Annotated in this window: 27 protein-coding genes; 20 read left to right on the top strand and 7 right to left on the bottom strand. The window is 61.4% G+C overall.

Annotated features, from left to right (window positions below):
- Positions 1-41 precede the first annotated feature (41 nt).
- The 6 genes from ACB032_RS19370 (at position 42) to ACB032_RS19395 (ending at position 6,630) form a co-directional block, all read left to right on the top strand.
- A complete protein-coding gene (locus ACB032_RS19370) occupies positions 42-1,373 on the top strand; it encodes an aspartate aminotransferase family protein (protein ID WP_201976109.1) in 1,332 nt (443 codons plus the stop codon).
- Positions 1,374-1,471: 98 nt separating this feature from the next.
- Entirely contained in the window at positions 1,472-2,968 is a 1,497-nt protein-coding gene (locus ACB032_RS19375; protein WP_011704254.1) for a CoA-acylating methylmalonate-semialdehyde dehydrogenase, read from the top strand.
- 83 nt (positions 2,969-3,051) lie between these two features.
- Positions 3,052-3,807, top strand: coding sequence for a glutamine amidotransferase (locus ACB032_RS19380; protein WP_024944656.1), 756 nt, complete (start codon positions 3,052-3,054; stop codon positions 3,805-3,807).
- On the top strand, positions 3,804-4,919 hold the full coding sequence (gene ald / locus ACB032_RS19385; protein ID WP_011704256.1) for an alanine dehydrogenase: 1,116 nt from the start codon (positions 3,804-3,806) through the stop codon (positions 4,917-4,919). The genes ACB032_RS19380 and ald overlap by 4 nt, the downstream gene beginning before the upstream one ends.
- A gap of 119 nt (positions 4,920-5,038) precedes the next feature.
- Positions 5,039-5,878 (top strand): PfkB family carbohydrate kinase, encoded by an 840-nt coding sequence (locus ACB032_RS19390; RefSeq protein ID WP_371138582.1) that lies wholly within the window; start codon positions 5,039-5,041, stop codon positions 5,876-5,878.
- A 299-nt stretch (positions 5,879-6,177) separates the two neighbouring features.
- The gene (locus ACB032_RS19395; RefSeq protein WP_011704258.1) at positions 6,178-6,630 is read left to right on the top strand and encodes an Rrf2 family transcriptional regulator; all 453 of its coding nucleotides are present in this window, start codon (positions 6,178-6,180) and stop codon (positions 6,628-6,630) included.
- Positions 6,631-6,688: 58 nt separating this feature from the next.
- Here ACB032_RS19395 and ACB032_RS19400 read toward each other — a convergent pair whose 3' ends face one another.
- Positions 6,689-7,201: a ferredoxin-type protein NapF gene (locus ACB032_RS19400; RefSeq protein ID WP_011704259.1), complete on the bottom strand. Its 513-nt coding sequence runs from the start codon at positions 7,199-7,201 to the stop codon at positions 6,689-6,691.
- Positions 7,202-7,339: 138 nt separating this feature from the next.
- Here ACB032_RS19400 and ACB032_RS19405 point away from each other — a divergent pair, with 138 nt between their 5' ends.
- Complete coding sequence (locus tag ACB032_RS19405; protein ID WP_016349071.1) at positions 7,340-7,555, top strand: hypothetical protein; 216 nt, start codon at positions 7,340-7,342, stop codon at positions 7,553-7,555.
- Complete coding sequence (rmuC, locus tag ACB032_RS19410; RefSeq protein WP_101150384.1) at positions 7,552-8,892, top strand: DNA recombination protein RmuC; 1,341 nt, start codon at positions 7,552-7,554, stop codon at positions 8,890-8,892. The genes ACB032_RS19405 and rmuC overlap by 4 nt, the downstream gene beginning before the upstream one ends.
- A gap of 104 nt (positions 8,893-8,996) precedes the next feature.
- On the opposite strand, the gene ACB032_RS19415 is transcribed toward rmuC, so the two are convergent.
- The 5 genes from ACB032_RS19415 to def form a co-directional block, all read right to left on the bottom strand.
- Positions 8,997-10,439 carry a TrkH family potassium uptake protein gene (locus ACB032_RS19415; RefSeq protein ID WP_024944658.1) on the bottom strand — a complete coding sequence of 481 codons (1,443 nt, stop codon included), beginning with the start codon at positions 10,437-10,439 and terminating at the stop codon, positions 8,997-8,999.
- 96 nt (positions 10,440-10,535) lie between these two features.
- Positions 10,536-11,912 carry a Trk system potassium transporter TrkA gene (gene trkA, locus ACB032_RS19420; RefSeq protein ID WP_011704263.1) on the bottom strand — a complete coding sequence of 459 codons (1,377 nt, stop codon included), beginning with the start codon at positions 11,910-11,912 and terminating at the stop codon, positions 10,536-10,538.
- 147 nt (positions 11,913-12,059) lie between these two features.
- Entirely contained in the window at positions 12,060-13,352 is a 1,293-nt protein-coding gene (rsmB, locus tag ACB032_RS19425; protein WP_371138583.1) for a 16S rRNA (cytosine(967)-C(5))-methyltransferase RsmB, read from the bottom strand.
- 56 nt (positions 13,353-13,408) lie between these two features.
- Positions 13,409-14,353 (bottom strand): methionyl-tRNA formyltransferase, encoded by a 945-nt coding sequence (gene fmt, locus ACB032_RS19430; protein ID WP_371138584.1) that lies wholly within the window; start codon positions 14,351-14,353, stop codon positions 13,409-13,411.
- A gap of 12 nt (positions 14,354-14,365) precedes the next feature.
- The gene (def, locus tag ACB032_RS19435; RefSeq protein ID WP_011704266.1) at positions 14,366-14,878 is read right to left on the bottom strand and encodes a peptide deformylase; all 513 of its coding nucleotides are present in this window, start codon (positions 14,876-14,878) and stop codon (positions 14,366-14,368) included.
- Positions 14,879-14,986: 108 nt separating this feature from the next.
- Here def and ACB032_RS19440 point away from each other — a divergent pair, with 108 nt between their 5' ends.
- The 9 genes from ACB032_RS19440 (at position 14,987) to ACB032_RS19480 (ending at position 21,729) form a co-directional block, all read left to right on the top strand.
- Positions 14,987-16,075, top strand: a complete 1,089-nt coding sequence (locus ACB032_RS19440; RefSeq protein WP_201976120.1) for a LysM peptidoglycan-binding domain-containing protein — start codon at positions 14,987-14,989, stop codon at positions 16,073-16,075.
- A gap of 1 nt (position 16,076) precedes the next feature.
- Positions 16,077-17,192, top strand: coding sequence for a DNA-processing protein DprA (dprA, locus tag ACB032_RS19445; RefSeq protein WP_371138585.1), 1,116 nt, complete (start codon positions 16,077-16,079; stop codon positions 17,190-17,192).
- Positions 17,185-17,658, top strand: coding sequence for a DUF494 family protein (locus ACB032_RS19450; RefSeq protein ID WP_011704269.1), 474 nt, complete (start codon positions 17,185-17,187; stop codon positions 17,656-17,658). The genes dprA and ACB032_RS19450 overlap by 8 nt, the downstream gene beginning before the upstream one ends.
- Positions 17,659-17,713: 55 nt before the next feature.
- Positions 17,714-18,271 carry a type I DNA topoisomerase gene (locus ACB032_RS19455; protein ID WP_017410581.1) on the top strand — a complete coding sequence of 186 codons (558 nt, stop codon included), beginning with the start codon at positions 17,714-17,716 and terminating at the stop codon, positions 18,269-18,271.
- 74 nt (positions 18,272-18,345) lie between these two features.
- Positions 18,346-18,849, top strand: coding sequence for a 5-(carboxyamino)imidazole ribonucleotide mutase (gene purE / locus ACB032_RS19460; protein ID WP_371138586.1), 504 nt, complete (start codon positions 18,346-18,348; stop codon positions 18,847-18,849).
- A gap of 134 nt (positions 18,850-18,983) precedes the next feature.
- Positions 18,984-19,544, top strand: coding sequence for a Sua5/YciO/YrdC/YwlC family protein (locus tag ACB032_RS19465; protein ID WP_244089335.1), 561 nt, complete (start codon positions 18,984-18,986; stop codon positions 19,542-19,544).
- 94 nt (positions 19,545-19,638) lie between these two features.
- On the top strand, positions 19,639-20,547 hold the full coding sequence (gene hemF / locus ACB032_RS19470) for an oxygen-dependent coproporphyrinogen oxidase (RefSeq protein WP_371138587.1): 909 nt from the start codon (positions 19,639-19,641) through the stop codon (positions 20,545-20,547).
- Between the two features lie 103 nt (positions 20,548-20,650).
- Entirely contained in the window at positions 20,651-21,472 is an 822-nt protein-coding gene (aroE, locus tag ACB032_RS19475) for a shikimate dehydrogenase (protein WP_371138588.1), read from the top strand.
- A complete protein-coding gene (locus tag ACB032_RS19480; protein WP_371138589.1) occupies positions 21,469-21,729 on the top strand; it encodes a DUF1488 domain-containing protein in 261 nt (86 codons plus the stop codon). Before aroE ends, ACB032_RS19480 begins: the two co-directional genes overlap by 4 nt.
- Positions 21,730-22,520: 791 nt before the next feature.
- Here the strand turns inward: ACB032_RS19480 and yihA are convergent.
- Positions 22,521-23,171, bottom strand: coding sequence for a ribosome biogenesis GTP-binding protein YihA/YsxC (gene yihA / locus ACB032_RS19485; protein ID WP_029302461.1), 651 nt, complete (start codon positions 23,169-23,171; stop codon positions 22,521-22,523).
- 142 nt (positions 23,172-23,313) lie between these two features.
- Here yihA and ACB032_RS19490 point away from each other — a divergent pair, with 142 nt between their 5' ends.
- The 3 genes from ACB032_RS19490 to ACB032_RS19500 all read left to right on the top strand — a co-directional run bounded on the left by ACB032_RS19490 (position 23,314) and on the right by ACB032_RS19500 (position 25,790).
- On the top strand, positions 23,314-23,931 hold the full coding sequence (locus ACB032_RS19490; RefSeq protein ID WP_016349084.1) for a cytochrome c: 618 nt from the start codon (positions 23,314-23,316) through the stop codon (positions 23,929-23,931).
- An 828-nt stretch (positions 23,932-24,759) separates the two neighbouring features.
- Positions 24,760-25,338, top strand: coding sequence for a Der GTPase-activating protein YihI (gene yihI, locus ACB032_RS19495; RefSeq protein ID WP_371138590.1), 579 nt, complete (start codon positions 24,760-24,762; stop codon positions 25,336-25,338).
- 11 nt (positions 25,339-25,349) lie between these two features.
- Complete coding sequence (locus tag ACB032_RS19500; protein WP_016349087.1) at positions 25,350-25,790, top strand: DUF2489 domain-containing protein; 441 nt, start codon at positions 25,350-25,352, stop codon at positions 25,788-25,790.
- Positions 25,791-25,797: the final 7 nt, after the last annotated feature.

A 25,797-nucleotide genomic window follows, 5' to 3' on the forward strand; every position in this document is an offset into this window, starting at 1 on the left:
ATTGGCCGATAGTTACTAAACACCTTAAGGATGAGGTGACCATGAAACCGATCAGCGACATCAATACCCCCTCCGACATGTCCGCTTTCTGGATGCCGTTCACCGCCAACCAGCAGTTCAAGGCGGCGCCGCGCATCCTGAAGTCGGCAGAGGGGATGTATTATCACTCAGAGGATGGCCGCAAGATACTGGATGGCACTGCCGGGCTCTGGTGTTGCAACGCGGGTCATGGTCGGCGCGAGATTGCCGAGGCGGTTTCCCAGCAGATTTCCCACCTCGATTTTGCCCCGACATTCCAGATGGGGCACCCCCTGCCGTTCGAGCTGGCCAACCGGCTGGTGGAGATCGCCCCCAAGGGGCTTGGCCACGTCTTCTATACCAACTCCGGTTCGGAATCGGTGGATACCGCGCTCAAGATCGCGCTGGCCTGGCAGCGGGCGCGCGGCCAAGGCACCCGTACCCGGCTGATCGGCCGTGAGCGCGGTTACCACGGGGTCGGTTTCGGCGGCATCTCGGTAGGCGGCATCCCCGGCAACCGCAAGTGGTTTGGCTCCCTGCTGACTGGGGTGGATCACCTGCCCCATACCCTCAACATCGCCAAGAATGCCTTCACCAAGGGGCTGCCCGAGGAGGATGTGGCGCTGGCCGACGAGCTGGAGAAGATCGTCTTCCTGCACGATGCCAGCAACATAGCGGCGGTGATCGTCGAGCCCATCGCCGGCAGTACCGGCGTGTTGATGCCACCCAAAGGCTACCTCAAGCGGCTGCGGGAGATCTGCACCAAACACGGCATCCTGCTGATCTTCGACGAAGTGATCACTGGCTTCGGCCGCCTCGGTGCCCCCTTCGCCGCCCAGGAGTTCGACGTCATCCCCGACATGATCACCTGTGCCAAGGGGCTGACCAACGGCGCCATCCCCATGGGGGCCGTGCTGGTGAGCAACGCCATCTATGACGACATGATGGCGGCCGGCAAGGGGGCCATCGAGCTGTTCCACGGCTACACCTACTCCGGCCATCCGGTGGCCGCCGCCGCGGGCCTGGCGACCCTCGAGATCTATCGCAACGAGAACCTGCTGAGCCGCGCCGCCGATCTGGCGGGCTACTGGGAGGAGGCGGCCCATTCGCTCAAGGGCTGCAAGCACGTGAAGGATGTGCGCAACTACGGGCTGGTAGCGGGCATCGAGCTCGAATCCATACCGGATGCGCCGGGCAAGCGCGCCTACGAGGTGTTCGTACGCTGCTTCGAGAAGGGGGCGCTGATCCGGGTCACCGGCGACATCATCGCCCTGTCGCCGCCCCTCATCATCGAGCGCAGCCAGATCGACGATCTCTTCACCCTGCTGCAGGACGCCCTGCAGGCCCAGGACTGACTTTTAACCGGTTGATGGCGCCCGTCGCGGCGCCACTTGCCCGTGCCTGCTCCCCGGGGCGGCGCGGGCAGGCACGCATAACCCATCACGGAGGATTTATGACATACAGGGTCAGCAACTTCATCGACGGCGAGACGACCGAGAGCCGCAGCGAGCGCTTCGGGGCCATCTTCAATCCCGCTACCGGCCAGCAGCAGGGTCAGGTGGTGCTCAGCACCGCCGCCGAGTGCCAGGATGCCATCGCCAGCGCCGAGCGTGCCCTGGCCGACTGGGCGCAGACTCCGCCGCTGGTGCGGGCCCGGGTGCTGTTTCGCTTCAAGGAGTTGATGGAGCAGCACAGGGACGATCTGGCGCGGCTGATCAGCCGCGAGCATGGCAAGGTGTTCTCCGACGCTCAGGGCGAGCTGACCCGCGGCCTCGAGGTGGTGGAGTTTGCCTGCGGCATCCCCCATCTGCTCAAGGGGGAGCACTCCCTCAACGTGGGGCGCGGGGTCGACAGCCACTCCATGATGCAGCCGGTGGGCGTCTGCGCCGGCATCACTCCGTTCAACTTTCCGGCCATGGTGCCGCTGTGGATGTTCCCGGTGGCCATCGCCTGCGGCAACACCTTCATCCTCAAGCCCTCCGAGAAGGATCCGTCCCTCTCCCTGCGCATGGCCGAGCTGCTCAAGCAGGCGGGCCTGCCGGACGGGGTGCTCAACGTGGTGAACGGTGACAAGGAGGTGGTGGATGTGCTGCTGACCGACCCGCGGGTCGGTGCCGTGTCGTTCGTCGGCTCCACCCCCATCGCCCAGTACATCTATGCCACCGCCTCGGCCCACGGCAAGCGGGTGCAGGCGCTGGGCGGCGCCAAGAACCACATGCTGGTGATGCCGGATGCGGATCTCGAGCTGGCGGTCTCCGCCCTGATGGGGGCGGCCTACGGTGCGGCCGGCGAGCGCTGCATGGCCATTTCGGTGGCCGTGGTGGTGGGGGATGAGACGGCCGATGCGCTGGTGGCCAGGCTGTCGCCGCTGGTGGCTGCGCTGCGGGTGGGCCCGGGACTGGGCCAGAGCCCGGAGAACGAGATGGGGCCGCTCATCAGCCGCGAGCACCTGGCCAAGGTGCGCGGCTATGTGGATCAGGGGGTGGCCGAGGGGGCCGAGCTGGTGGTGGACGGCCGGGGCCTGAGCCATGGCGAGGGTTACTTCATCGGCGGCAGCCTGTTCGATCGGGTCGGCCCCGAGATGCGTATCTACCGGGAGGAGATCTTCGGCCCTGTGCTGGCCATCGTGCGGGCGCCGGACTACGAGACGGCGCTCAGGCTCATCAACGAACACGAGTACGGCAACGGCACCGCCATCTTCACCTGTGACGGCGACACCGCGCGGGACTTCACCGCCCGCGTGCAGGTCGGTATGGTAGGGGTGAACGTTCCCATCCCGGTGCCCATGGCGTTTCACAGCTTTGGCGGCTGGAAGCGGTCCATCTTCGGGCCGCTCAACATGCACGGACCGGATGGGGTGCGCTTCTATACCCGGATGAAGACGGTGACTGCCCGCTGGCCCCAGAGCCTGCGGGCGGGCGCGGAGTTCTCCATGCCGACCATGAAGTAATCAACCATGCAGCAGCTAGCCCGGACATGGCCGGTGGCAGGAATCCACCTTCGTTCGCCGCTATCACTGTGAAGGAGTAACAGATGCGACTGGGAATTCTCGATTGTGACCGGCTGGACCCCGACTTGGTGGGGGATTTCGGCCCCGTTTACTCCGAGATGTTTATCAAGGGCTTCCGGGCACTGGCCCCCGGGCTGGAGTTTCGGGTCTGGTCGGCGCTCGATGGCGAGCTGCCGGCCGATCTGCACGAGTGCGATGCCTGGCTCATCACCGGCTCGCGCCACGATGCCTACAGCGACATCCCCTGGATCCGGGCGCTGCGCGACTGGATCCGGCGCGCCCACGATGCCGACGTCAAGCTGGCCGGGGTCTGCTTCGGCCACCAGGTGATCGCCCAGGCGCTGGGGGGCGAGGTGATGAAGTCCACCAAGGGCTGGGGGCTGGGGGTGTCGGTCCATCCCATGCTGGCGCGGCAACCCTGGATGGAGCCTGGGCTCGAGACCATCCGGATCTTGGCCAGCCACCAGGATCAGGTGGAGCAGCTGCCGCCGGGGGCCACCCGGTTGGCGGGCAATGATTTTTGTCCCAATTTCATGTTTTTGCAGGGTGACCACATAGTGGCCATCCAGGGACATCCGGAATTCTCGGTGGCGTACAACCGGGCGCTGATCGAGCGGAGGCGGGATCTGCTGCCGGACGATCGTTACCAGCGCAGCCTCTCCTCGCTGGAGGGAGAGGTGGATTCGGCCACCATGATGCAGTGGTTGTTGCAATTTTTGGGCATCCTGCCCGGCGCCGACACGGCCGCCGGCGGGATCACAGCAGGAGAGCGAGCATGATTATTGGCGTACCCAAGGAAATCAAAAACCATGAATACCGGGTCGGCATGACTCCCGCCGGAGTGCAGGAGCTGACGGCCCGGGGACACAAGGTGCTGGTGCAGCAGCAGGGAGGCGAGGCGATCGGGCTGTCCGACGCCGAGTACCAGGCAGCCGGTGCCGAACTGGTGGCCAGCGCGGCGGAGATCTTCGCCCGGGCCGAGATGATAGTGAAGGTGAAGGAGCCCCAGCCAGAGGAGTGCGAACTGCTCAGGCCGGGTCAGCTGCTGTTCACCTACCTGCACCTGGCGCCGGATCCGGTGCAGACCCAACTGCTGGTGCACTCGGGGGCGGTGGCCATCGCCTACGAGACGGTGACCGACGATCGCGGCGGCCTGCCGCTGCTGGCGCCCATGTCCGAGGTGGCGGGGCGGATGGCGATCCAGGCCGGCGCCCACAGCCTGGAGAAGGCGCAGGGGGGCAACGGCACCCTGCTGGGCGGGGTGCCTGCGGTGGCGCCCGCCAAGGTGGTGGTGCTGGGCGGCGGGGTGGTCGGTGTCAACTCGGCGCGCATGGCGCTGGGACTGGGGGCCGACGTCACCATCCTGGATCGCTCTCTGCCGCGTCTGCGGGAGCTGGACAGCCTGTACGGCCCGGCCCTCAAGACCCTCTACTCCACCCGTACCAATATCGAGGCGTGTATCGCCCAGGCCGATCTGGTGATCGGTGCCGTGCTGATCCCGGGGGCGGCGGCGCCCAAGCTGCTGACCCGCGACATGCTCAAGCTGATGCGCAAGGGCTCGGTGTTGGTGGATGTGGCGATCGATCAGGGCGGCTGTTTCGAGACCTCCCACCCGACCACCCACGAGGAGCCCACCTACGTGGTGGACGGCATCATCCACTACTGCGTGGCCAACATGCCGGGCGGGGTGGCGCGCACCTCCACCTTCGCGCTGACCAACGCCACCCTGCCGTTCGTGCTGGCGCTGGCCGACAAGGGCTATGCCCGGGCGCTGCAGGACGATCGCCACCTGCGAGCCGGTCTGAACGTGTTCAAGGGCAAGATCACCCAGGCGGCGGTGGCGCAGGCGCTCGGCTACGAGTACGTCAGCGCCGAGTCGGTACTGGGCTGATGCAGCCGTCGCGCGCTCGCTCGGCAAACGTCGAGCGGGCTCACAAACCCCGCGATTTCAGGGAGGGCCGTCACGGCCCTTTCTCATATACTGGGCTCCCCTGTCAGTGAGGTCTCTTCATGTCCCGCATTCTGCTGCTCGCCAATCTCAACTGTGATCACGTGCTCTCTCTCTCCGAACCCCTGGTGGCCGGTGCCCGCCTGCAATACCTGGATCAGGGCCGCCGGCTCGGCGGTGGCGCCGCCAACACCGGCATCGGGCTGGTGTGGGCCGGCCACGAGGTGACCATCGCCTCGCGCATCGGGCTGGACGAAACCGGCGACTGGCTGCTGGAGCAGGCGGCGGGCTACGGCCTGGACTGCAGCCATGTGGAGCGCTTTGGCGGTGAGACCGGCGAGCTGCTGATCCTGGTGGACTCCACCGGCGAGCGCACCATCCTCCGGCGGCCACGGCGCCCGGATCTGCCGGGGGATCTGCCGAGCGAGGGGGTGGACTGCCTCTATGTGAATTACCCGGGCACGGCCATCATCGGCTACATGCGCCAGATGCTCGGCAAGAGCTTCGTGGTGGCCCAGTATCCCAAGGGCGGCCAGGCGCGTCGCCCCTGCCACGTGCTGGTGGCCTCCCGCTCCGACCTCGGCGAGGTGGACGACCCCTGGCAGCATGCCCGCCAGATCGCCGGCGAGCAGCTGGCCTGGCTGGTGTTGACCGAAGGCAAGGCGGGGGCGGTGGCCATTCACGGCGAGGAGCAGATCCGGGTGGCGGCGCGGCCGGTGTCGGTGGTGGACACCACGGGGGCGGGGGATGCCTTCGCCGGCGGCCTGATCCACGGGCTGGCACGAGGCATGGCGATCCGGGATGCGCTGCAGTGCGCGGTGGACTGGGGCGCCTTCGCGGTCGCTTCCGAGAGTTCCATCCCCTCCAGCGCCCTGAAAAACTGGCTCAGGCTGCCGCACTGAGCCGCCATGAACCCTTGCCGATGAGGTCGCCTTGCACGGGCCGAGGCGGAGGGGAAAACCGGCGAATTTAACCGCCATAACCCCCCAAAACCTTGGACTAACTCTGCAAGTTTGCGATCAATCAAAGAAAGTGTCGATTTATGTGCATCTTCATCGACACCCGCCTGAGCTGCTCTTAACCTTGTCATTCCACGACTCAGATTAAGATGCGGATCTTGCGCGGGCGCAAGCGCTTCCCCGCCTCTTAGCTTTAGGTTGTCGTCCTGATTTCTGACTTGTAGTAAGAGGCAAGTGCGACCATGCAACTGACACGATTTACCGACTATGCCCTGCGTACCCTGACTTTTCTGGCGGTTCAGCCGGGAGATCGCCTGTCGACCATCACCGAGGTGGCCGATACCTTTGCCATCTCCCGCAACCACGTGGTCAAGATAGTGCATCAGCTCGGCATCAAGGGGTACATAGAGACGGTGCGTGGCAAGCATGGCGGCATCCGCCTCGGCCGTTCAGCAGTCTCCATCAACCTGCGTGACGTGGTGATGGACATGGAGCACGTGCTCTGCCCGGTGGACTGCAAGCGCGAGAACTGCCGCCTCTCCGGTGGCTGCCGTATTCAGGGTATTCTGCGCCGCGCCATGAACGCCTTCCTCGAGGTGCTGGGGGAGTACACTCTGGCCGATGCGGTGCGTGATCCGACCCGGCTCTGCCACCTGCTCGGCATCGAACAGGATTCGATTCTGGCCATGGCATAAGCCAGGCAAGCATGACAAAGGGGCCCACGGGCCCCTTTGTCATGTCCGGGATTTGGGTTCAGAGCTGGGGGATCAGGGTGATGGCGCCGTGCAGGCAGGCGAGACCGCAGGCGCCGCAGCCGTCGCAGGCCGCCATGTTGATGCTGACGCCGTCGGCGGTGGCCTTGATCGCCTGCTGGGGGCAGGCATCTTCACACAGCAGGCAGTAGAAGCCTTGCCGGGCCTGGCAGCTGGCCTCGATCCGCACCCGGGTCTGCACCTGGCGGCCCAGCTGCAGGTCGAGGGCGCCGGTCGGACAAGCTCTGGCGCAACTGCCGCAGTAGCTGCACTGGCCGCAGGCGAGATCCAGCACGGGAGTGCCGGCGATGGGGGTGTCGTCATATTCGGGCTGGTTGGCCGGTTTGAGCAGGCCGTTGGGACAGGCCTTGAAGCATTCACCGCAGCGGGAGCAGAGAGAGAGGAACTGGGACTCTTCGATGGCCCAGGGGGGACGCGCTTCGTGACAAACCACCTCCGGTTTGCGAGAGCCCCCCAATGCTTGCGTCAGCCAGCGACAGAAAAAATGAGTCATGCTCACCCCTGATACCTATTAGGGGTTAATTTTATCCAAGTTTCCCTTCGCAAGCCAGAGAATAGCGCCGGCCAGGATCGCAAGCCGGGTTGCCCTTGTGTAAGCTAGGCGGGTCTTTTTGCAGGATTGAATGAACTCATGTGGTTATTTCTGTGGCGTGCTTCTCTGCTCTATGTCTTCCCCTTGCTGATGTGGGGCTACTGCCGCATCAAGGGGATCGAATTCGTCGAGCTCGACACCGGAGTTAACAGTCACAAGTGGGTGGTGCTGGCCGCCTATCTGCTCTACGTGCTGCTCTGGCTGCTGCTCAACCGCTATCTCGAACTCTTTCTGCGTCAGCGGAGCCGCAAATGATCGAGCCCGGGCTCTGGAGCCTGCTGCTGGCTGGCGCCGTGCTGGCGGTCGGCCTTGGCTGGCTGGCGGGCCGGCGTGGTGCGGCCCAGCTGGCCCAGCAAGTGCTGCTGAGCGAGGAGCGCCAGCAGGCGCTGCAGGATCGCTGTGACGAGCTGCAGGATGAAAAGTTGCAGAGCCAGCAGAAGCTGGAGCAGCAGCAGACTCTGCTGATCAAGCTCACCGCGCGTCTCAAGGATGCCGAGGCCACCCTGCGCAGCGAGCGGCTGGCCGCCGCCGAGAAGCTGCAACTGCAACAGGAGGCAGAGCTGCGGCTCAGCCAGCAGTTCGAGAACCTCGCCAACCGGATCTTCGAGCAAAACTCGGGCAACTTCCGCGAGCTGAACCAGAACAGCCTGGATCTGCTGCTGACGCCGCTCAAGGAGCAGCTCGAGGGCTTTCGTCGCCAGGTGGGGGAGACCCACGCCCAGGAGACGGCCCAGCGCCACAGCCTCAAGTTCGAGCTGGAGCGCCTGGCCGAGCTCAACGCCCGCATGACCGAGGAGGCGGCGGCGCTGACCCGCGCCCTCAAGGGCGACAGCAAGCAGCAGGGCAACTGGGGCGAAGTGGTGCTGGCGCGGATCCTCAGCGAATGCGGCCTGCGCGAAGGCCACGAGTACCACACCCAGGTCAACATCGAGGTGGACAAGGGCAAGCGCTATCAGCCTGACGTCATCGTTCACCTGCCGCAGGACAAGGACATCATCATCGACGCCAAGGTGTCGCTGACCGCCTACGAGCGCTGGTACAACAGCGATGACGAGCTGGAGAAGGCGGTGGCGCTGAAAGAGCACGTCGCCTCGGTGCGCAACCACATCCGCGAGCTGGGCCGCAAGGATTACCAGCAGCTGCCCGGGGTGCGCACCCTCGATTACGTGCTGATGTTCGTGGCGGTGGAGCCCGCCTTCCTCACCGCGGTGGAGGCCGATCCCTCGCTGGTGCGATTCGGGCTCGACAACAACATCCTGCTGGTGAGCCCCACCAACCTGATGGTGGCGCTGCGCACCATAGAGAACCTGTGGCGTTACGAGCGGCAGAACCAGAATGCCCGCCAGATCGCCGAGCGGGCCGGCCGCCTCTACGAGAAGCTGCGGCTGTTCGTGGAGGAGATGCAGCAGCTGGGTGGCAGCCTGCACCGGGCACAGGAGAGCTACGACAAGGCGATGGGGCGGCTGGTCAACGGGCGCGGCAACCTGATCGCCCAGGTGGAGCGCTTTCGTGAGCTGGGGGTGGAGGTGACCAAGACCCTGCCCGAACCGCTGGTCAACCGGGCGCTGGAGCGGGAAGACCCGGCCGAGTGAGGCGGGGCCTCATGCTTCATGCAACAAGAAGGGCAGCCAGTGGCTGCCCTTCTGCATTTCTTCGTCTTGATACCCTTCGCCATTCGATCTCGCGAACTCGCTGGTTACTGCTTCCAGAAGGAGGGGAAGAAGAGCACCGCCACGGTCAGGATCTCGAGCCGTCCCAGCAGCATGCCGAACGACAGGATCCACTTGGCCGAGTCGGGCAGGGTGGCGAAGTTGGTGCTGGGGCCGATGACCGGTCCCATGCCCGGACCCACGTTGGCCACGGCGGTGATGGAGCCCGAGATGGCGGTCAGGGGATCCAGCCCGATGGCGGCGAGCAGGGCGGCGATCAGCAGGATGACGGCGAAGTAGGCCAGCACGAACGAAATCATCGAGCGGATGATGGCGTCGTTGACCGGGCGGCCGTTGTACTTCTGCGGGAAGACGCCGGAGGGGTGCATCAGCTGGCGCATCTGCTTCTTGAACAGGGCGAACGCCACCTGTACCCGGAAGATCTTGAGGCCGCCGGCGGTGGAGCCGGAGCAGGCGCCGAGGGCCAGCAAGATGATGAAGATGATGCTGGTGAGCGGGCCCCAGGTGCCGAAGTCACCAAGCCCGAAGCCGGTGGTGGTGAGCACAGAGACGATGTTGAAGCAGCTGATGCGCAGGGCATCCATGAAGCCGTAGATGTCCCTTAGCCACAGGTAGAAGGTGACCACCACGGTGACCCAGACCACCAGCCAGAAGAAACCCTGTACCTGGGCGTCCTTGAGCAGGCTGTTGTCGCGCCGGCTCAGGCTCTGCACGTAGAGCAGGAAGGGCAGGCCGCCGAGGAACATGAAGACGGTACCGATCCAGTGCGCCGAGTTGGAGAAGTGGGACATGGATTGATCGGAGGTGGAGTAGCCGCCGGTGCTGAGGGTGGTCATCGAGTGGTTGACCGCCTCGAACAGGGTCATGCCGCTCACCCAGTAGGCCAGGAAGCAGAGCATGGAGAGCACCAGGTAGACCAGCACTATGTTGTTGGCCACCGTCTTGGCGCGCGGCGCACTCTTGTCGGACCAATCCGAGCTCTCGGTCTGGAACAGCTTCATGCCGCCCACGTTGAGGTAGGGCAGCACCGCCACCGCCATCACGATGAAGCCCACCCCGCCCAGCCACTGCAGGATGGAGCGCCACAGCAATATGCTGTGGGCCATGCCGTCGAGCCCCGACAGCACGGTGGAGCCGGTGGTGGTGACCCCCGACATGGTCTCGAAGTAGGCGTCGGTGAAGTCGATGTGGTTGATGAAGAAGAAGGGCAGGGCGCCGAAGATGCAGGCCACCACCCAGACCGAGGTGGTGAGCAGAAACATCTCCCGCACGCCGAGGTGGAACACCGCCTTGCGGCCGTAATGCAGGCAAAGCAGGGCGGCACCGTGGGTGATCAGCACCGACTTGAGAAACTCGACGAACCCCTCGGAGCCGGTCAGCAGGGCCAGCAGGGTGGGCAGCCACATGAACAGGGCCAGCTTGGAGAGCACCAGCCCGAGGGTGAAGATGATGGGACGCAGCTTGATCATGCAAGATAACCTGGTCGTTGATTGACAAAAGACCCGGACAATCCCTGGTAGAGGCTGTGCCGGGTCCGGGTTGTGCTGCCTGGGTGCATGGGCAGATTACAGGAAGAAGGGACTTGGCTGGAACAGACGTTCCACTTCCGGAATGTACTTCTTGTCCACCAGGAACATCACCACGTGGTCATCCTGCTGGATCTGGGTCCGGTCGTGGGCGATCAGCACCTCGTCACCGCGCACGATGGCGCCGATGGTGGTGCCGGGCGGCAGCTTGAGCTCGCCCACCGTTTTGCCGACCACCTTGGAGGTGTTCTCGTCACCGTGGGCGATCGCCTCGATGGCCTCGGCCGCGCCGCGGCGCAGGCTGTAGACGTTGGCAATGTCGGCCCGGCGTACGTGGGTCAACAGGGCCGAGATGGTGGCCTGCTGCGGCGAGATGGCGATGTCGATAGAGCCGCCCTGCACCAGATCCACGTAGGCGCTGCGCTGGATCAGCACCATGGTCTTCTTGGCGCCCATCTTCTTGGCGAGCAGGGCCGACATGATGTTGGCCTCGTCCTCGTTGGTCACCGCGATGAAGACGTCGATCTGGTCGATGTGCTCCTCCGCCAGCAGCTCCTGATCCGCCGCGTCGCCGCAGAAGACGATGGTGTTTTCCAGCACCTCGGAGAGCTGCTCCGCCCGCTTCTGGTTGCGCTCGATCAGCTTCACGCTGTAGCGCTTCTCCAGCTGGCGGGCGAGGCCGGCACCGATGTTGCCGCCGCCGACGATCATGATGCGCCGGTAGGGGCTCTCGAGCCGCTGCAGCTCCGACATCACGGCGCGGATATGGCCCGCCGCCGCCACGAAGAACACCTCGTCATCGGCCTCGATGATGGTGGTGCCCTGCGGGCGGATGGAGCGGCCCTGACGGAAGATCGCCGCCACCCGGGTCTCGATGTTGGGCATGTGATCGCGCAGGGTGGAGAGGGCGTTGCCCACCAGCGGGCCGCCGTAGTAGGCCTTGACCGCCACCAGACCCACCTTGCCGCCGGCGAAGTCCACCACCTGCAGGGCGCCCGGGTACTCGATCAGGCGGCGCACGTAGTCGGTCACCAGCTGCTCGGGGGCGATCAGGTGATCCACCGGCACGGATTCGGGCAGGAACAATCGATCCCGCTCCACCAGATAGGCCGGCGAGCGGATCCGCGCCACCTTGTTGGGGGTGTTGAACAGGGAGTAGGCCACCTGGCAGGCGACCATGTTGGTCTCGTCGCTGTTGGTGACCGCGACCAGCATGTCGGCATCCTGGGCGCCCGCTTCGCGCAGCACCTTGGGATGGGCGCCGTGGCCGTTCACTACCCGCAGGTCGAACTTGTCCTGCAGCTCGCGCAGCCGGTCGCTGTCGGTGTCGACGATGGTGATGTCGTTGTTCTCGCCGGCCAGGTTCTCGGCCAGGGTGCCGCCGACCTGACCGGCACCCAGAATGATGATCTTCATAGGACGGCCTCATGAGCGTCGCCGTTGCAACGGCGGCCAGGGTGCGTGGGGACGGTCATCAACAGGATGAATCTCATAGGGAAAGCGCGCTCGATGTTGGGCAGTAATGGGTGCCGCAAGCGGCACCCGTCGTGATGATGGCCCTGCTTACCGCTTGATCAGCTTGGCATAGTAGAAGCCGTCCATCTCGGCCTCGCCCGGCAGGAACTGGCGACCCGGACACTCCGGGGTGTCCTGCGCATGCAGTGGTACCAGGGTGGCGTCCGGGGTGGCCGCGAGGAAGGCGCGGATCTGGTCGCGGTTCTCTTCCGGCAGCACGGAGCAAGTGGCATACAGCAGAGTACCGCCGCTTTTCAGTTTCGACCAGAGGGCGCCGAGAATGCGGTGTTGCAGCTCGGCCAGCTCGCGGATGTCCTGATCCCGGCGCAGCCACTTGATGTCGGGGTGACGGCGGATGACGCCGGTGGCGGAACAAGGGGCATCCAGCAGGATGCGGTCGAACTGACCCTCCGGCCACCACAGGTCCGGTGTGCTGGCATCACCGTGGATCACCTTGGCGGTGAGGCCGATGCGATCCAGGTTCTCCTGCACCCGCTTGAGGCGGTTGTCGTCGGCATCGACGGCGACTACGCCAGCCAGCGCGGGCTGGCGCTCCAGCAGGTGGGCAGTTTTTCCACCGGGGGCGGCGCAGGCATCCAGCACCCACTCGTCCGGCTGCGGATCGAGCAGCGCGGCGGCCTGTTGTGCTGCGCCATCCTGTACCGAGCAGTCGCCGACCTCGAAGCCGGGCAGCTTGGTCACGTCGCAGGGACGTTCCAGCAGGATGCAATCCTCACCCTCTTCACCGGCCATCGCATTGATGCCGGCCTCGGCCATGCGGGCCAGCATCTGCTCGCGGCTCTGGCGCTGGCTGTTGTTGCGGATCCACATGGGCGGGCGCTGGTTGTTGGCCTCCATGATGAATTCCCACTCATCCGGATAGGCCTGGCGCAGCCGCTTGGTGAGCCACTCCGGGTGGCCGAGACGAATGCTGGGGACACGATCGATGCGCAGCAGAATGACTTCGGCGCTGCGCTGGAAGTTGCGCAGTACACCGTTGATGAGGCCGCGCAAGGAGGTGCCCTTGAGCAGCTTGACGGCGTTGACGGTCTCGGCCACCGCGGCGTGAGCCGGAATGCGGGTGTAGATGAGCTGATAGAGACCGACCAAGATCAGGTAGTGGAAGATGCGGCTCTTGTTCTTGAGCGGCTTGTCCATCATCTCGCCGACCGCCGCATCGAGACGGGGCAGCCAGCGCAGGGTGCCGTAGCAGAGTTCTTGCAGGAGGGCGCGATCGCGGGGCGCAACCTTCTCCTGGGCAGCAGGCAGAACAGCGGAGAGGGACTGGCCCTGATCCAGCACCTGTTGAATGACGAGAGCAGCCTGTGCGCGTGTTTTCATAGTGGTACCTTAGATGCGCAAGTCGGGGCCTGGGCCCCGCCTTGTGTCAATTCAGTTCAATTCAATTGCGTGCCGGGTTCAAACCAGTCGCGGCGAGAGTTGAGCAGGTCCGTCACGGACATGGCCTTCTTGCCGGGTGGCTGCAGGGTCAGCAGGCGCAGCACGCCCTTGCCGGTGGCGATGTCGATCCCCTGCTTGTCGGCCTTGAGCAGGGTACCGGCCGCCTGGCCGTGATCCTGTGCGACGACCTCGGCCTGCCATACCTTGACGGTCTGGCCGGCGACTTCAAACCAGCTGATGGGCCAGGGGTTGAAGGCGCGGATGCAGCGTTCAATGGCGACGGCTTCCATGGCCCAGTCGATGCGGGCCTCTTCCTTGGAGAGCTTCTCGGCGTAGTTGGCCTGTGCATCGTCCTGCGCTTCGGCGGCGGTGTTGCCGGCAGCCATGGCATTGACGGTGTCGACCAGTGCCTGCGGGCCCAGTCCGGCCAGCTTGTCATAGAGGCTGGCGGAGGTTTCGTCGGCGGCGATGGGGCAGCTCACCTTGCGGATCATGGCGCCGGTATCCAGCCCCACATCCATCTGCATGATGGTGACGCCGGTTTCGGCATCGCCCGCCCAGATGGAACGCTGGATCGGGGCGGCACCGCGCCAGCGCGGCAGCAGGGAGCCGTGCACGTTGATGCAACCCAGACGCGGAGTGTCGAGCACGGCCTTCGGCAGGATCAGGCCGTAGGCGACCACTACCATCAGGTCGGCGTCAAGGGCGGCCAGTTCGGCCTGGGCCTCTTCCTTGCGCAGGGAGGCGGGTTGATAGACCGGCAGGCCGTGGGCCAGCGCCAGCTCCTTGACCGGGCTGGCGGTGAGCTTCTGGCCGCGGCCGGCAGGTTTGTCGGGCTGGGTATAAACGGCGACGACCTCGTGGTCGGAAGACAACAACGCCGCCAGGTGACGGGCGGCGAAGTCGGGAGTACCGGCAAAAATCAGTTTCAGCTTATTCAACGGGGCAGATCCTCAGAGGACTTTGCGATCTTCACGGGCCATCTTTTCCAGCTTCTGGCGAATGCGCTGGCGCTTGAGCGGGGACAGGTAATCCACAAACAGCTTGCCGACCAGATGGTCCATCTCATGCTGGATGCAGATGGCGAGCAGATCGTCTGCTTCCAGCTCGAATGCCTTGCCGTGGCGATCCAGGGCACGCACCTTGACCCACTCGGCGCGGGGCACCAGGGCACGGCTGCCGGGCACGGAGAGGCACCCTTCCTCGATGCCGGTGCTGCCGGCCTGCTCGATGATCTCGGGGTTGATCAATACCAGAGGATCTTCACGGTTTTCAGAGACATCGATCACTATGATGCGCTGATGAATGTCGACCTGAGTGGCGGCGAGGCCGATGCCTTCCTCCGCGTACATGGTTTCGAACATATCATCTACAATGTGTTGTAACTCGGGTGTAAAGGTCTCGACAGGGGCTGCGACGGTACGCAGACGCTCATCGGGGAAACGCAATACATCTAGAATGGCCATAGTTTTTTCTTTAGTTTCGTATAAATGCAGTCAATATTGGCGTAATTCTAGTCATTTACGCCGACAAAAAACAGCAACACTTTGCGCGCAGAAGTAACAGGGAGTGTTATGTATCTGAAGCAAACCATCCTCGCCTGTCTGTTGGCCACCCTGAGCCAGGGCGTGCTGGCCGACCAGCTGAAACTGAAAGCGGGTTATCCCGAGACCTATGTGGTGCAAAAAGGCGATACCCTCTGGGATATTTCCGGCCAGTATCTGGCAGAACCCTGGCTATGGCCAAGGCTCTGGAACATCAACCCGCAGATCGCCAATCCGCACTGGATCTACCCGGGCGATGTGCTGCATCTGAGCTGGGTCAACGGCGAACCGCGGCTTGGCAAGGCGATGCAGGGTGGCAAGCAGGTTGTTCACCTCTCTCCCAAGAGTCGTTACGAGAACAAGGCCAACCCCATTCCAACCCTGCCGCTCAGCGAGATCGGCCCTTTCCTGCAAACCGATCATATTCTGGCTGACAGCCAGCAGGCAAAGCAGCTGCCTTATGTGCTGGGCAATGATGAGGCACACATCGGCATGCTGGAGGGGGATACCCTCTACGTACAGGGCTCGCTGATCCCGGGTCAGGACTATGGCATCTATCATCCGGGGACCATCTACAAAGACAAGAAGAGTGGCGAACAGCTGGGGCAAGAGGCGGTCTTCGTCGGCACGGCCAGGGCGGAAGCCCTGCTGCCAGACGGCCGCACCCGGGTTACCCTCAGCCACAACCAGCGCGAGGTGTATCAGGGGGACAAGCTTATGCCGTTCCCGCCGCAGGAGAGCCTCTCCGCCGTGTTCATTCCCAAGGCTGCCCCCGTCATCTCGCCCGGCTATATCGTTGACTTGCCGAGCAAGGCTCGCGGCGGTGGCAAGTTCGACGTCGTGCTCATCAACAAGGGCATACGTGATCAGGTTGCCCCCGGTGATGTGCTGGAGATTCTGCGCCCCGGTGCCCGGCTGGTGAGCAAGAATGGCAAGGTCGCCTACCGGGAGTACTCCTCGGTCTATGACAAGGCGTTCTATTCGGCCGGCAAGCCACCTTTGCCGTCGGAGGCCGTGGCCCGGGTCATGCTGTTCAAGGTGTACGACAAGCTGAGTTATGGCCTGATCCTGCAGAGTCAGGACATGGTCAGCACCGGTTATCAGGTCAGCAACTTCTGACGTGTATCTTCCATCCGGGCGACTCGCGCAGTGGTTGACGCTGGATGCCGTCACCGGCATTGGTCCGGTCACCGCCGCTCGCCTGCTGGCCCATTTTGGCGGTGACATCGTCACCTTGTTCGACGCCGATGACGGCACCCTGCGATCCCTTGGTCTGCAGAGCGCTCAAATCCAGCAGATGAGGTGGCCCCAGCCGGTTGTCGAACAGGCGCTGAGCTGGGCCGCCGAGCCCGACAATCATCTCCTGTGTCCGGATGACCCCGCCTATCCCGCTTTGCTCAAAGAGATCCCTGCCGCCCCGCTGTTGCTCTACTGCCGTGGCGACCTGGCTGCCCTGTCTGTTCCTCAGTTGGCGATGGTCGGCACGCGCCATCCTACCTATGCCGGCAAGGACAATGCTGCCCGCCTCTGCAGTGAGCTGGTCGCCTGCGGGCTGGCCATCACCTCCGGACTGGCGCTTGGCATCGATGGGGTGTGTCATCAGCAGGCATTGGCGGCAGGGGGAACTACCCTGGCCGTGCTGGGCTCAGGGCTCGACTGCCTCTACCCGAAGCGTCATCAGGGGTTGGCCATGGAAATCCTGGCGCAAGGCGGCTTGCTTATCTCCGAGCTGGCACCCGACAAGGGACCGCTGGCCGAGCACTTTCCACGACGCAATCGCATCATCAGCGGCTTGTCGCTGGGTACCCTGGTGGTAGAGGCGGCCGAGCAGAGTGGTTCGCTCATCACGACCCGTTATGCATTGGAACAGGGGCGAGAGGTCTTTGCCGTCCCTGGTGCCCCGCAAAACGTGCAGGCACTGGGTTGCAACAAATTAATCCAGCAGGGGGCCAAACTTGTATTGAGCGCGGCCGATATAGTGGAAGAGCTGCCCGGATTTGTCGGTCTGCTGCAGCAAGTGGCTGACTTGTCTGAGCATTCGAATAATAGCGAATTGCCTTATGCCGATTTGTTGGATAACGTAGATTATGAGACCACGAGCGTGGATACCGTTGCCGAACGGTCCCAGCTTCCTGTCGAAGTGGTATTGGGCAGGTTGGTAGAGCTGGAGCTGGCCGGTGCAGTGATGGCGGTAGCCGGTGGATACGTCAGAGCGAGGAGGGCGAATCATGTTTGATGTATTGATGTACCTTTTCGAGACCTACATCCACAGCGATGCAGATGTGATGGTCGAGCAGAATGAACTCACCGACGAACTGAGCCGGGCAGGTTTCGACAAAGACGAGATCGAGAAGGCGCTCAACTGGCTGGAGCGACTGGCCAACCTGCATGACAGCGAGCGGGAGGTCTACGTGGCCGCCAGCGCGCAAGGCTCCATGCGTATCTATGCTCCACAAGAACTGGCACGCCTCAGCACCGAGTGCCGCGGTTTCCTGCTGTTTCTGGAACAAGCCCAGGTACTCAATGCCGAAACCCGCGAAATCTGCATCGAGCGCCTGCTCGAGCTTGATAAACCGGATATCGAGCTGGACGATCTGAAGTGGGTCGTCATGATGGTGCTGTTCAACGTACCGGGCAGTGAAAATGCCTACCAGCAGATGGAAGAGCTGGTGTTTGACGAGTCAGACGGTGTCATCCACTGACAGCCCGGTGCCGCGCTGGTAGAATTCAGGTCATCTGGATTTCAAGGCGCGGCCCATGTCAAAAATCGATCATCACCTCTTTTCAGCCCACGAACATGCCTTCGAGCGCGAACCGTGCCCGCAGTGTGGGGCTGAACTGGTGATCCGCCAGGGCAAGCATGGTCCCTTCCTCGGTTGCTCCGCCTATCCTGCCTGCGATTACATCCGCTCCCTGACCCCATCTGGTCGTGACATCGAGAAGGTGCTTGAGGGCTCGGCCTGCCCGGATTGTGGCCAGCCGCTGGCGATCAAGAAGGGGCGTTATGGCCTGTTTGTCGGCTGCACCCAGTATCCGGCCTGCCAGCACATCGAATCCCTGCAGGAGAGCGATGATACCCAGATCCTCTGCCCGGAGTGTGGCAAGGGGCACCTCATCAGCCGAACCTCTCGCTATGGCAAGCAGTTCTACTCTTGCGACGGTTACCCCCATTGCAAATATGTGGTGAATGACAAGCCGGTCCCCATGCCTTGCCCGCAATGTGGCTGGGGTATCATGGTCGAGAAAAAGGTGAGGGGAGCCCTGCGCTGGATCTGCCCGCAAAAGAAATGCGGCCACCAGAGCGAGCAGGTATAATCCGGCCGCCACAAACAAATTGAAACGTTTTCGGCGAACTTCAACCCCCCACTTGGAGTAAGGAAATTCCCACCATGAATAAACCTTTTGTTGCCGTATTGATGGGCTCTGATTCTGATTTTCCGGTGATGCAGACCACCCTCGAGGTGCTCAAGTCATTCGATATCGCGGTAGAAGTGAAAGTGACCTCCGCACACCGTACACCGGCTGCGACTCATCAGTACGTGACCGACGCCGAAGCCCGTGGTTGCAAGGTCTTTATCTGTGCCGCCGGCCTCGCCGCTCACTTGGCAGGCGCCGTGGCGGGTATCACGACTCGTCCCGTGATCGGTGTGCCCATCGATGGCGGCCCGCTCAAGGGGCTGGATGCGCTGCTTTCCACCGTGCAGATGCCGGGCGGGGTGCCGGTGGCGACCGTGGCGATCGGCAAGGCCGGCGCCAAGAATGCAGGCTATCTGGCAGCTCAGATGCTGGCAGTGGAGGATGATGAACTGGCGGCCAAGGTGCAGGCAGAACGCCAGAAAAATGCCGACGAGGTACTGGCCAAGGACGCCGCCTTGCAGGCCCTGCTCAAGTAAGCTCCGAGACGGCAACCACCACCCCGTTCGCCATCAGCCCCTCGCTGGTCGATGAGGGAGGGACGCCAGGGTCGCCGTTCCGTAGGCTCAATGTTAATCAATGATGAGGCGACAGCCCGGCTGTCGCATTTTTTATGCCCAATGAATTTGAACTTGCAGTTGCCGCCCTCCAGCGCGATGGGGTGATTGCCTATGCGACCGAGGCGGTATTTGGCCTGGGTTGTGATCCTGACTCCGAATCGGCGGTACACCGTCTGCTGGCGATCAAGCAACGCCCGGTGGAGAAGGGGTTGATCCTGATCGCTGCCGATCTGGCTCAGTTGCAGGATTACATCGATCTGGACCAGCTCACCAGCGAGCAGCTGGCCCGGGTGGAAGCGAGCTGGCCTGGTCCCTTCACCTGGATCATGCCGGCGCGCAGCAATACCCCTGCCTGGCTGACCGGTCAGTTCACTACCCTGGCGGTGCGTGTGACGTCCCATCTGCAGGTACAAGGGCTGTGTCGTGCCTTTGGCAAGCCGCTGGTCTCTACCAGTGCCAACCTGACCGGTGAAGAGCCGGCCCGCCAGGTGGCGGACATCGGCGAATTGCTGGCGAGTCAGCTGGCCTATATCCTGCCCGGCGAAGTGGGGGGACAGGCCAATCCGTCCGAGATCAAGGATGCCAGAACCGGCGCCATCATTCGCCCCTCTTGAACCGCTCGGAGAGCGGCAATGCGGATCGGCTTAGCCCATCCGGCGACATCACAATAATAGGGTCAGGCGACGATCCTGGCTGACTGGAGACAAGATGAGCAAACCGGATGTGGCCCAGGTCAAGGCCTTCCTGCTGCAGTTGCAGGACGAGATCTGCCGTGGTCTGGAACTGGCCGACGGCACCGGACACTTTGTGGAAGATGCCTGGCGCCGCGAAGGAGGTGGTGGTGGTCGCACTCGTGTGCTGCGTCACGGTGCGGTGATCGAGCAGGGAGGGGTCAATTTCTCCCACGTTCATGGCGATGCCATGCCTGCCTCGGCGACGGCCCATCGGCCGGAACTGGCGGGCCGCCGGTTTGAGGCCATGGGGGTGTCGCTGGTGATCCACCCACACAATCCGTACGTGCCGACCAGCCATGCCAATGTGCGCTTCTTCATCGCCGAGAAAGAGGGTGAGGAGCCGATCTGGTGGTTTGGTGGCGGCTTCGATCTCACCCCGTTTTATCCGTTCGAAGAGGACGTGCGGCATTGGCATCAGGTCTCCTTCGATCTTTGTCAGCCGTTCGGCACCGACATTTATCCCGAGTTCAAATCCTGGTGTGATCGCTACTTCTTCCTCAAGCACCGGGACGAGACGCGCGGCGTCGGCGGCCTCTTCTTCGATGATCTGAATCGCTGGCCGTTTGCCGACTGTTTCGCCTTTATGCAGGCGGTCGGCAAGGGCTATCTCGATGCCTACCTGCCGATTGTCGAGCGCCGCAAGGCGCTGGCTTATGGCGAACGGGAGCGGGAATTCCAGCTCTATCGTCGTGGCCGCTATGTGGAGTTCAATCTGGTGTATGACCGTGGAACCCTGTTCGGCTTGCAGACTGGCGGGCGTACCGAGTCGATCCTGATGTCGATGCCGCCGCTGGCGCGCTGGGAATATGACTGGCAGCCGTCAGCGTGCAGCCCGGAAGCATTGCTCTACACTGACTACCTAAAACCGCGCGAGTGGTTGTGACCAGAGGGGCCATGATGGCCCCTTCTTATTGGCCGATATTCGGCTTGTTCCTGAGTGCGAAAACCCGTTAAATCGGGAGATTGCCCTCTGAAGGAACTTTTTGATGGATCGTTATCTGGTTTTTGGCCACCCGGTGCGCCACAGCAAATCTCCCTTTATTCATACCCTGTTTGCCAGACAAACCCAGCAAGAGCTGGAATATGGTCTGGCCGAGCCGGCCGTCGAAGAGTTCGCCACCAGTCTGAGAGACTTCTTTGCCCAGGGTGGCAAGGGATGCAATGTCACCGTCCCCTTCAAGGAGCAGGCATTTGCCCTGGTCGATCGACTGAGCCCTCGGGCCCGGCGGGCGGGGGCCGTCAACACCATCAAGCTGACCGATGATGGCGTACTGCTGGGTGACAACACAGATGGTGCCGGGTTGGTGGCCGATCTCAAGGCGCATGGTGTGGCACTTGCCGGCAGCAGGATCCTGCTGCTGGGGGCGGGTGGCGCGGCGCGCGGTGCGCTGGCACCGCTGCTGGCCGAGCAACCCGAAGCATTGGTTATTGCCAACCGTACTCACGCCAGGGCGGAGCAGCTGGCTGCCGAGTTTCGCGATCTAGGGGCGGTCAGTGCCCAGACCTATGAGCGGCTGAGCGGCCATTTCGATCTGATCATCAACTCCACCTCCGCCAGCCTGCAGGGGGAGCTGCCGCCGCTCCCTCCGGCGCTGATCCATGCCGATATTGCCATCTACGACATGATGTATGGCGCGACCGATACCCCCTTTATCGCCTGGGCCAAAGGGCAGGGGGCTCGCCAGACCGTAGATGGCCTCGGCATGTTGGTGGAACAGGCGGCAGAGGCCTTTACCGTGTGGCGCGGAATCCGGCCAGGGACTAAACAGGTATTGAGAGAACTGAAACGAAATCTGGGGGCCCTATGAATCAAGGTATCTTGTTTCCCGAGCTGGCCGACTGGCAAGCGCATGAACAGCGGATCCACTTTCCTGCCCAGAAGATGGGGGCGCTGGTGGATTGCTACATCAGTCGCCGGCGTCTGGAGAAAATGACCGGGCTCTCCCTCGCCAGAGAGGAAGACATCCTGCGTGCCTTCGAAAGCGTGCGTTTTGACATCGAGGAAATTGCTGAAAAACTCATTGAGGAACAAGAGTTTGCAGAAGATGGCGCCATCTACCTCTGATTTTTTCAAGTTTTTTCTCAAAGCAGCGGAACTTGCGCCAAGTTGTGCTGACTAACTAGATAGTTGAGGAAGTGCTAGCTAGTCACCTTTATAACTCCCCGGTATTCGTACTGGGGATTTTTTTATCTATATGAAAAGTAACATGATTTATGTAATTCATTTTTCGTGAAACTTAATTACATAAATTACTTTCACTTTCTGCTGCTTTGCTATACAGTTAGCAACGTAGGGTACAGAGGTAAGATGTTCTATCTTTCAGACCTTTTATTTCACGTAATTGAATGTGGCTGAATAGCGACCCCGGTGAGTCATCATCGGGGTGTTTTTTTATGGGTTGCGTTTAGAGTAAATGCTTTAATGTTGGCGAATGTTTGTTAGAATGAAAGGGCTTCTTGAGGAAAACCAGTCGTCTTTGTTCTCAAGATTTAGCTTCTTCCCAATTTTTGAACTGATTGTTTAAGGCCGGTACTGCGTTTGCAGAACCGGCCTCATTTTTATCCTTTCCATTGACTGCTTTGTAATAAAATTTCACTTTGGTACTTATTTGATGAGGGAGTGCCCCCGCCGGCATCTATTTTTGAAAACGTTGCCAATGGGATGAAAAGTTAATTGTTATATAGAATTAACTATTTATCCCATTGATAAAAATGATGTTTCAAGAACTCATCGTAGGGAGTGGGCGATGTCACTGGCGAGAGGGGGTTATGGCAAGCAGACTGAAAGCCTTTCAATCAGCGGAGGAGCTGCTCCGCCAATTGCAGGGTTTGGTTGTGGTGTATACAGGACGTAGCTTACTCCTCGAGCGGTGCTTGCTCATCGTCAGCCATCTCATCGGCGCCTGCGAGATACCAGCCAGTCAGCGTCTGTGCCAGTTTTTCGACCCCGATCTGGGTCAGGGAAGAGAAGGCTTCCACCTGGATCTGCGGACCCAGCTCGGCTACGGCCTGACGTACCTTGATGACCTGATTGTTGCGCGGACCTGGGCTCAGCTTGTCGGCTTTGGTCAACAGCAGCATGACCGGCAGTTTGCGGTGAGAGCTCCACTCCAGCATATTCATATCGGTATCTTTGAGCGGATGGCGGATGTCCATCAGGATCACCAGACCTTTCAATGACTCACGACGCTGCAGATATTCCGCCAGCGACTTTTGCCACTTGAGCTTCATTTCCAGCGGAACCTGCGCATAACCGTAGCCCGGCAGGTCGACCAGACGCTTGCCCGGTTCCAGCTCAAACAGGTTGATCAGCTGGGTGCGTCCCGGCGTCTTACTGGTGCGAGCTAGGTTCTTGTGCTTGGTCAAGGTATTCAATGCAGATGACTTACCGGCGTTGGAACGGCCGGCAAACGCAATCTCGACACCCCCATCATTTGGCAGGTGACGGATGTCGGGTGCGCTGGTCACAAAATGCACCTTATTGAAATTCAGAGTTTGTGTATCCAACGTAAATTCCCCATAGAGATAGAGGGTTATAGAGTTACTTTTTTGTGAAATCGTGTAAAATGGCGTCGCTTAAACGCGTTTATTTTAACATGCCTTCAGCGGCATGGGATCTGGAAGCCTAATAACGAGAAGTTGGAACGCCATGAAGAACCTAGTCATTACTCTTGCTCTGATGGTTGGCGTAACGGGGATGGCACAAGCCAAGGGCGATGCCGCTGCGGGACAAACCAAGGCGGCCGTTTGCGCGGCTTGTCATGGACCGGACGGCAACAGCCTAGTCGATATGTACCCCAAGATTGCTGGTCAGCACGCATCATATATCAAAAAGCAGTTAGTTGAACTGAAGGCTGCAGCTTCTGGTCAAACTGGCCGGGTTGCACCCATCATGGGGCCGATGGCGCTTCCTCTGTCTGAACAGGACATGGAAGACCTGGCAGCTTACTTCTCCAGTCAGAAGGTGACGCCGCTCGCGGTACCCGATGACGCCGTCGCTGCAGGCAAGGCGCTGTACATGGGAGGGGACATGAGCCGTGGTCTGGCTGCCTGTACTGCCTGTCATGGTCCGCGCGGCTCGGGCGTCGAGCAGGCCAAGTATCCGAGCCTGTCCGGCCAGCATCCTGCCTACATCAAGGCTCAGCTCACGGCTTTTAGGGCCGCTGCTCGTGACAACGACCCGAACAGCATGATGCGGGACGTTGCCAAGAAGCTGACCGATCAGGATATCGAAGTACTGTCCAAATATGTGGCAGGTCTGCACTGATCAAGCTGGATGATATTATCTCATTGATATTGACGAGGAGCCGCCGGCTCCTCGTTTCTTTTTGGCCTTTAACACCATTTGGCCAATTTTTTCTCGCATTGTTGTAAGAGATCTCCCATTCATCAGCCTGGCCAGGGCTTAAAAATTTTTAGAAAAATGCTTAGTAATTCATTAATTTCAATATGTTAAATGACAATAAGTCGTTTATCTCCGTTTGAAAACGTTCCTGATGGATTGAGTCACTTTATTAAATTGATACAGTGGATGCATGGAATGGCCCACGCGGCGGTTCACGACCGGGATGTCGTGAAGACAGGATGTCGATGAGGCTGGATGCCAAGGGCCACGCAAGTGGCAGGCAATGGATTGAAAGACCAGGATGGTGACCGTTCAGGAAGAGCGGGGCTGCGGGAAGCAACCACCCCAGAAGATAGCCGGACGTCGTCTGCATGGGTCAGGCAAGCACACGCACATTCAGGATCGACCAATTAAGGTCAGGATGACCATACACAAGATATGATGCGCAGAAGTATCACCATGGACAAGGGTGATTTGCCGCCAGGGATGGGACTCGCATAAACATATCAAGGCAGCTTCGGCTGCCTTTTTTCTTTTGGGTCATTAACCCGCTTGGTCATTCTGTGTCAAAATACCAGCAACATGCCCAGAGGATGCCGATCCTGCGGTATTCGAAGGCCACTTATGGCCGGATTGGTGCGGGATCCCGCTCTGTTTCTAATCCATCGTCCCCCGTGTCAGCATCCTCTTCCGGACCTTTTCGAACCGGAAACGGGTTTCAATCCAGTTATTTGTCGGAGTCATTCATTCATGTCGGCTAAACAACCCAATCGCAAACCTGCCGGTAAGCGCAAAGAATCAGATGCCAGTGCCCAGGAAGGCCGTGAGCGCAAACGCGCCGCCAAGCGCAAGGGCTTGAAGGCAGGATCCCGCCAGCAGGTCGAGCAGGCCGGCAAGAAGAGTGGAACCAAACAGGCCAAGGATCCGCGCATCGGTTCCCGCAAGCCGGTTGCCCTGATCGTGGAAGAGAAGAGCAGCAAGCCGGTCGCGCCCAAGCAGGTCAAAGAGAAGAAGCTGGTGATGACGGCGGAGCAGGAGCTGGCCTCCATCGAGAATGATGATCGCCTGAATGACCTGCTGGATCGGCTCGATGCCGGTGAGACCCTGGAAGCAGCCGAGCAGGCCTGGGTAGATCAGCGGGTTGACCGCTATCAGGAGCTGATGGACGAGCTTGGCATCATCGACACCGATGATGACGAAGACGAAGCTGACTTTGATGAGGTCGACTTTGACGAGCCGGGTCAACCAGCCTCCGAAGAGGAGTTGTGGGACCGTTTCACCCAGGTCGACTATCAGCCAGAGCTCAAGCCTGAGCCGAAGAAAAAGTGATGAGTGGATGGATGCTGGCCGCCTTGTTGGGCGGCCTGATTTTGTTGGGACTGGCGTGGTATGCCGGTACCCTGCTGGCACGTCTCAAGCGCCAGCACGACAGTCAGCAGCAGGCTATCGCGGCCCGCAATGAACGGATCCTCGAGAGTGTCAGGGTCATTGCCCATGCGGTACGGGATGGTCAGTGCGACTACTCCGAGGGCGCCATCCGGTTGACCAATCTGCTGGATGCGTTGCAGATCAAGGGCGGTCGCGCCTTTGCCGGCGAATTTCCGGGTTTGTACGGTCTCTACGAGAAGGTGAAGGAGATGCCGACTCATGAGGCGAGACGGGCCCTCAAGCGCAATGAAGTAATGAAGATGGATCTCGAACGCAGTGGCTATGAGGCCGAGCTGGAGGCGCAGATCCTCGAGGATGTGGCCAGACTGAAGGATTTTCAGTTAAGCCGGTGAGCCGATA

Source organism: Aeromonas sp. S5(2024), assembly GCF_041403025.1.
Lineage (GTDB): Bacteria > Pseudomonadota > Gammaproteobacteria > Enterobacterales > Aeromonadaceae > Aeromonas > Aeromonas hydrophila.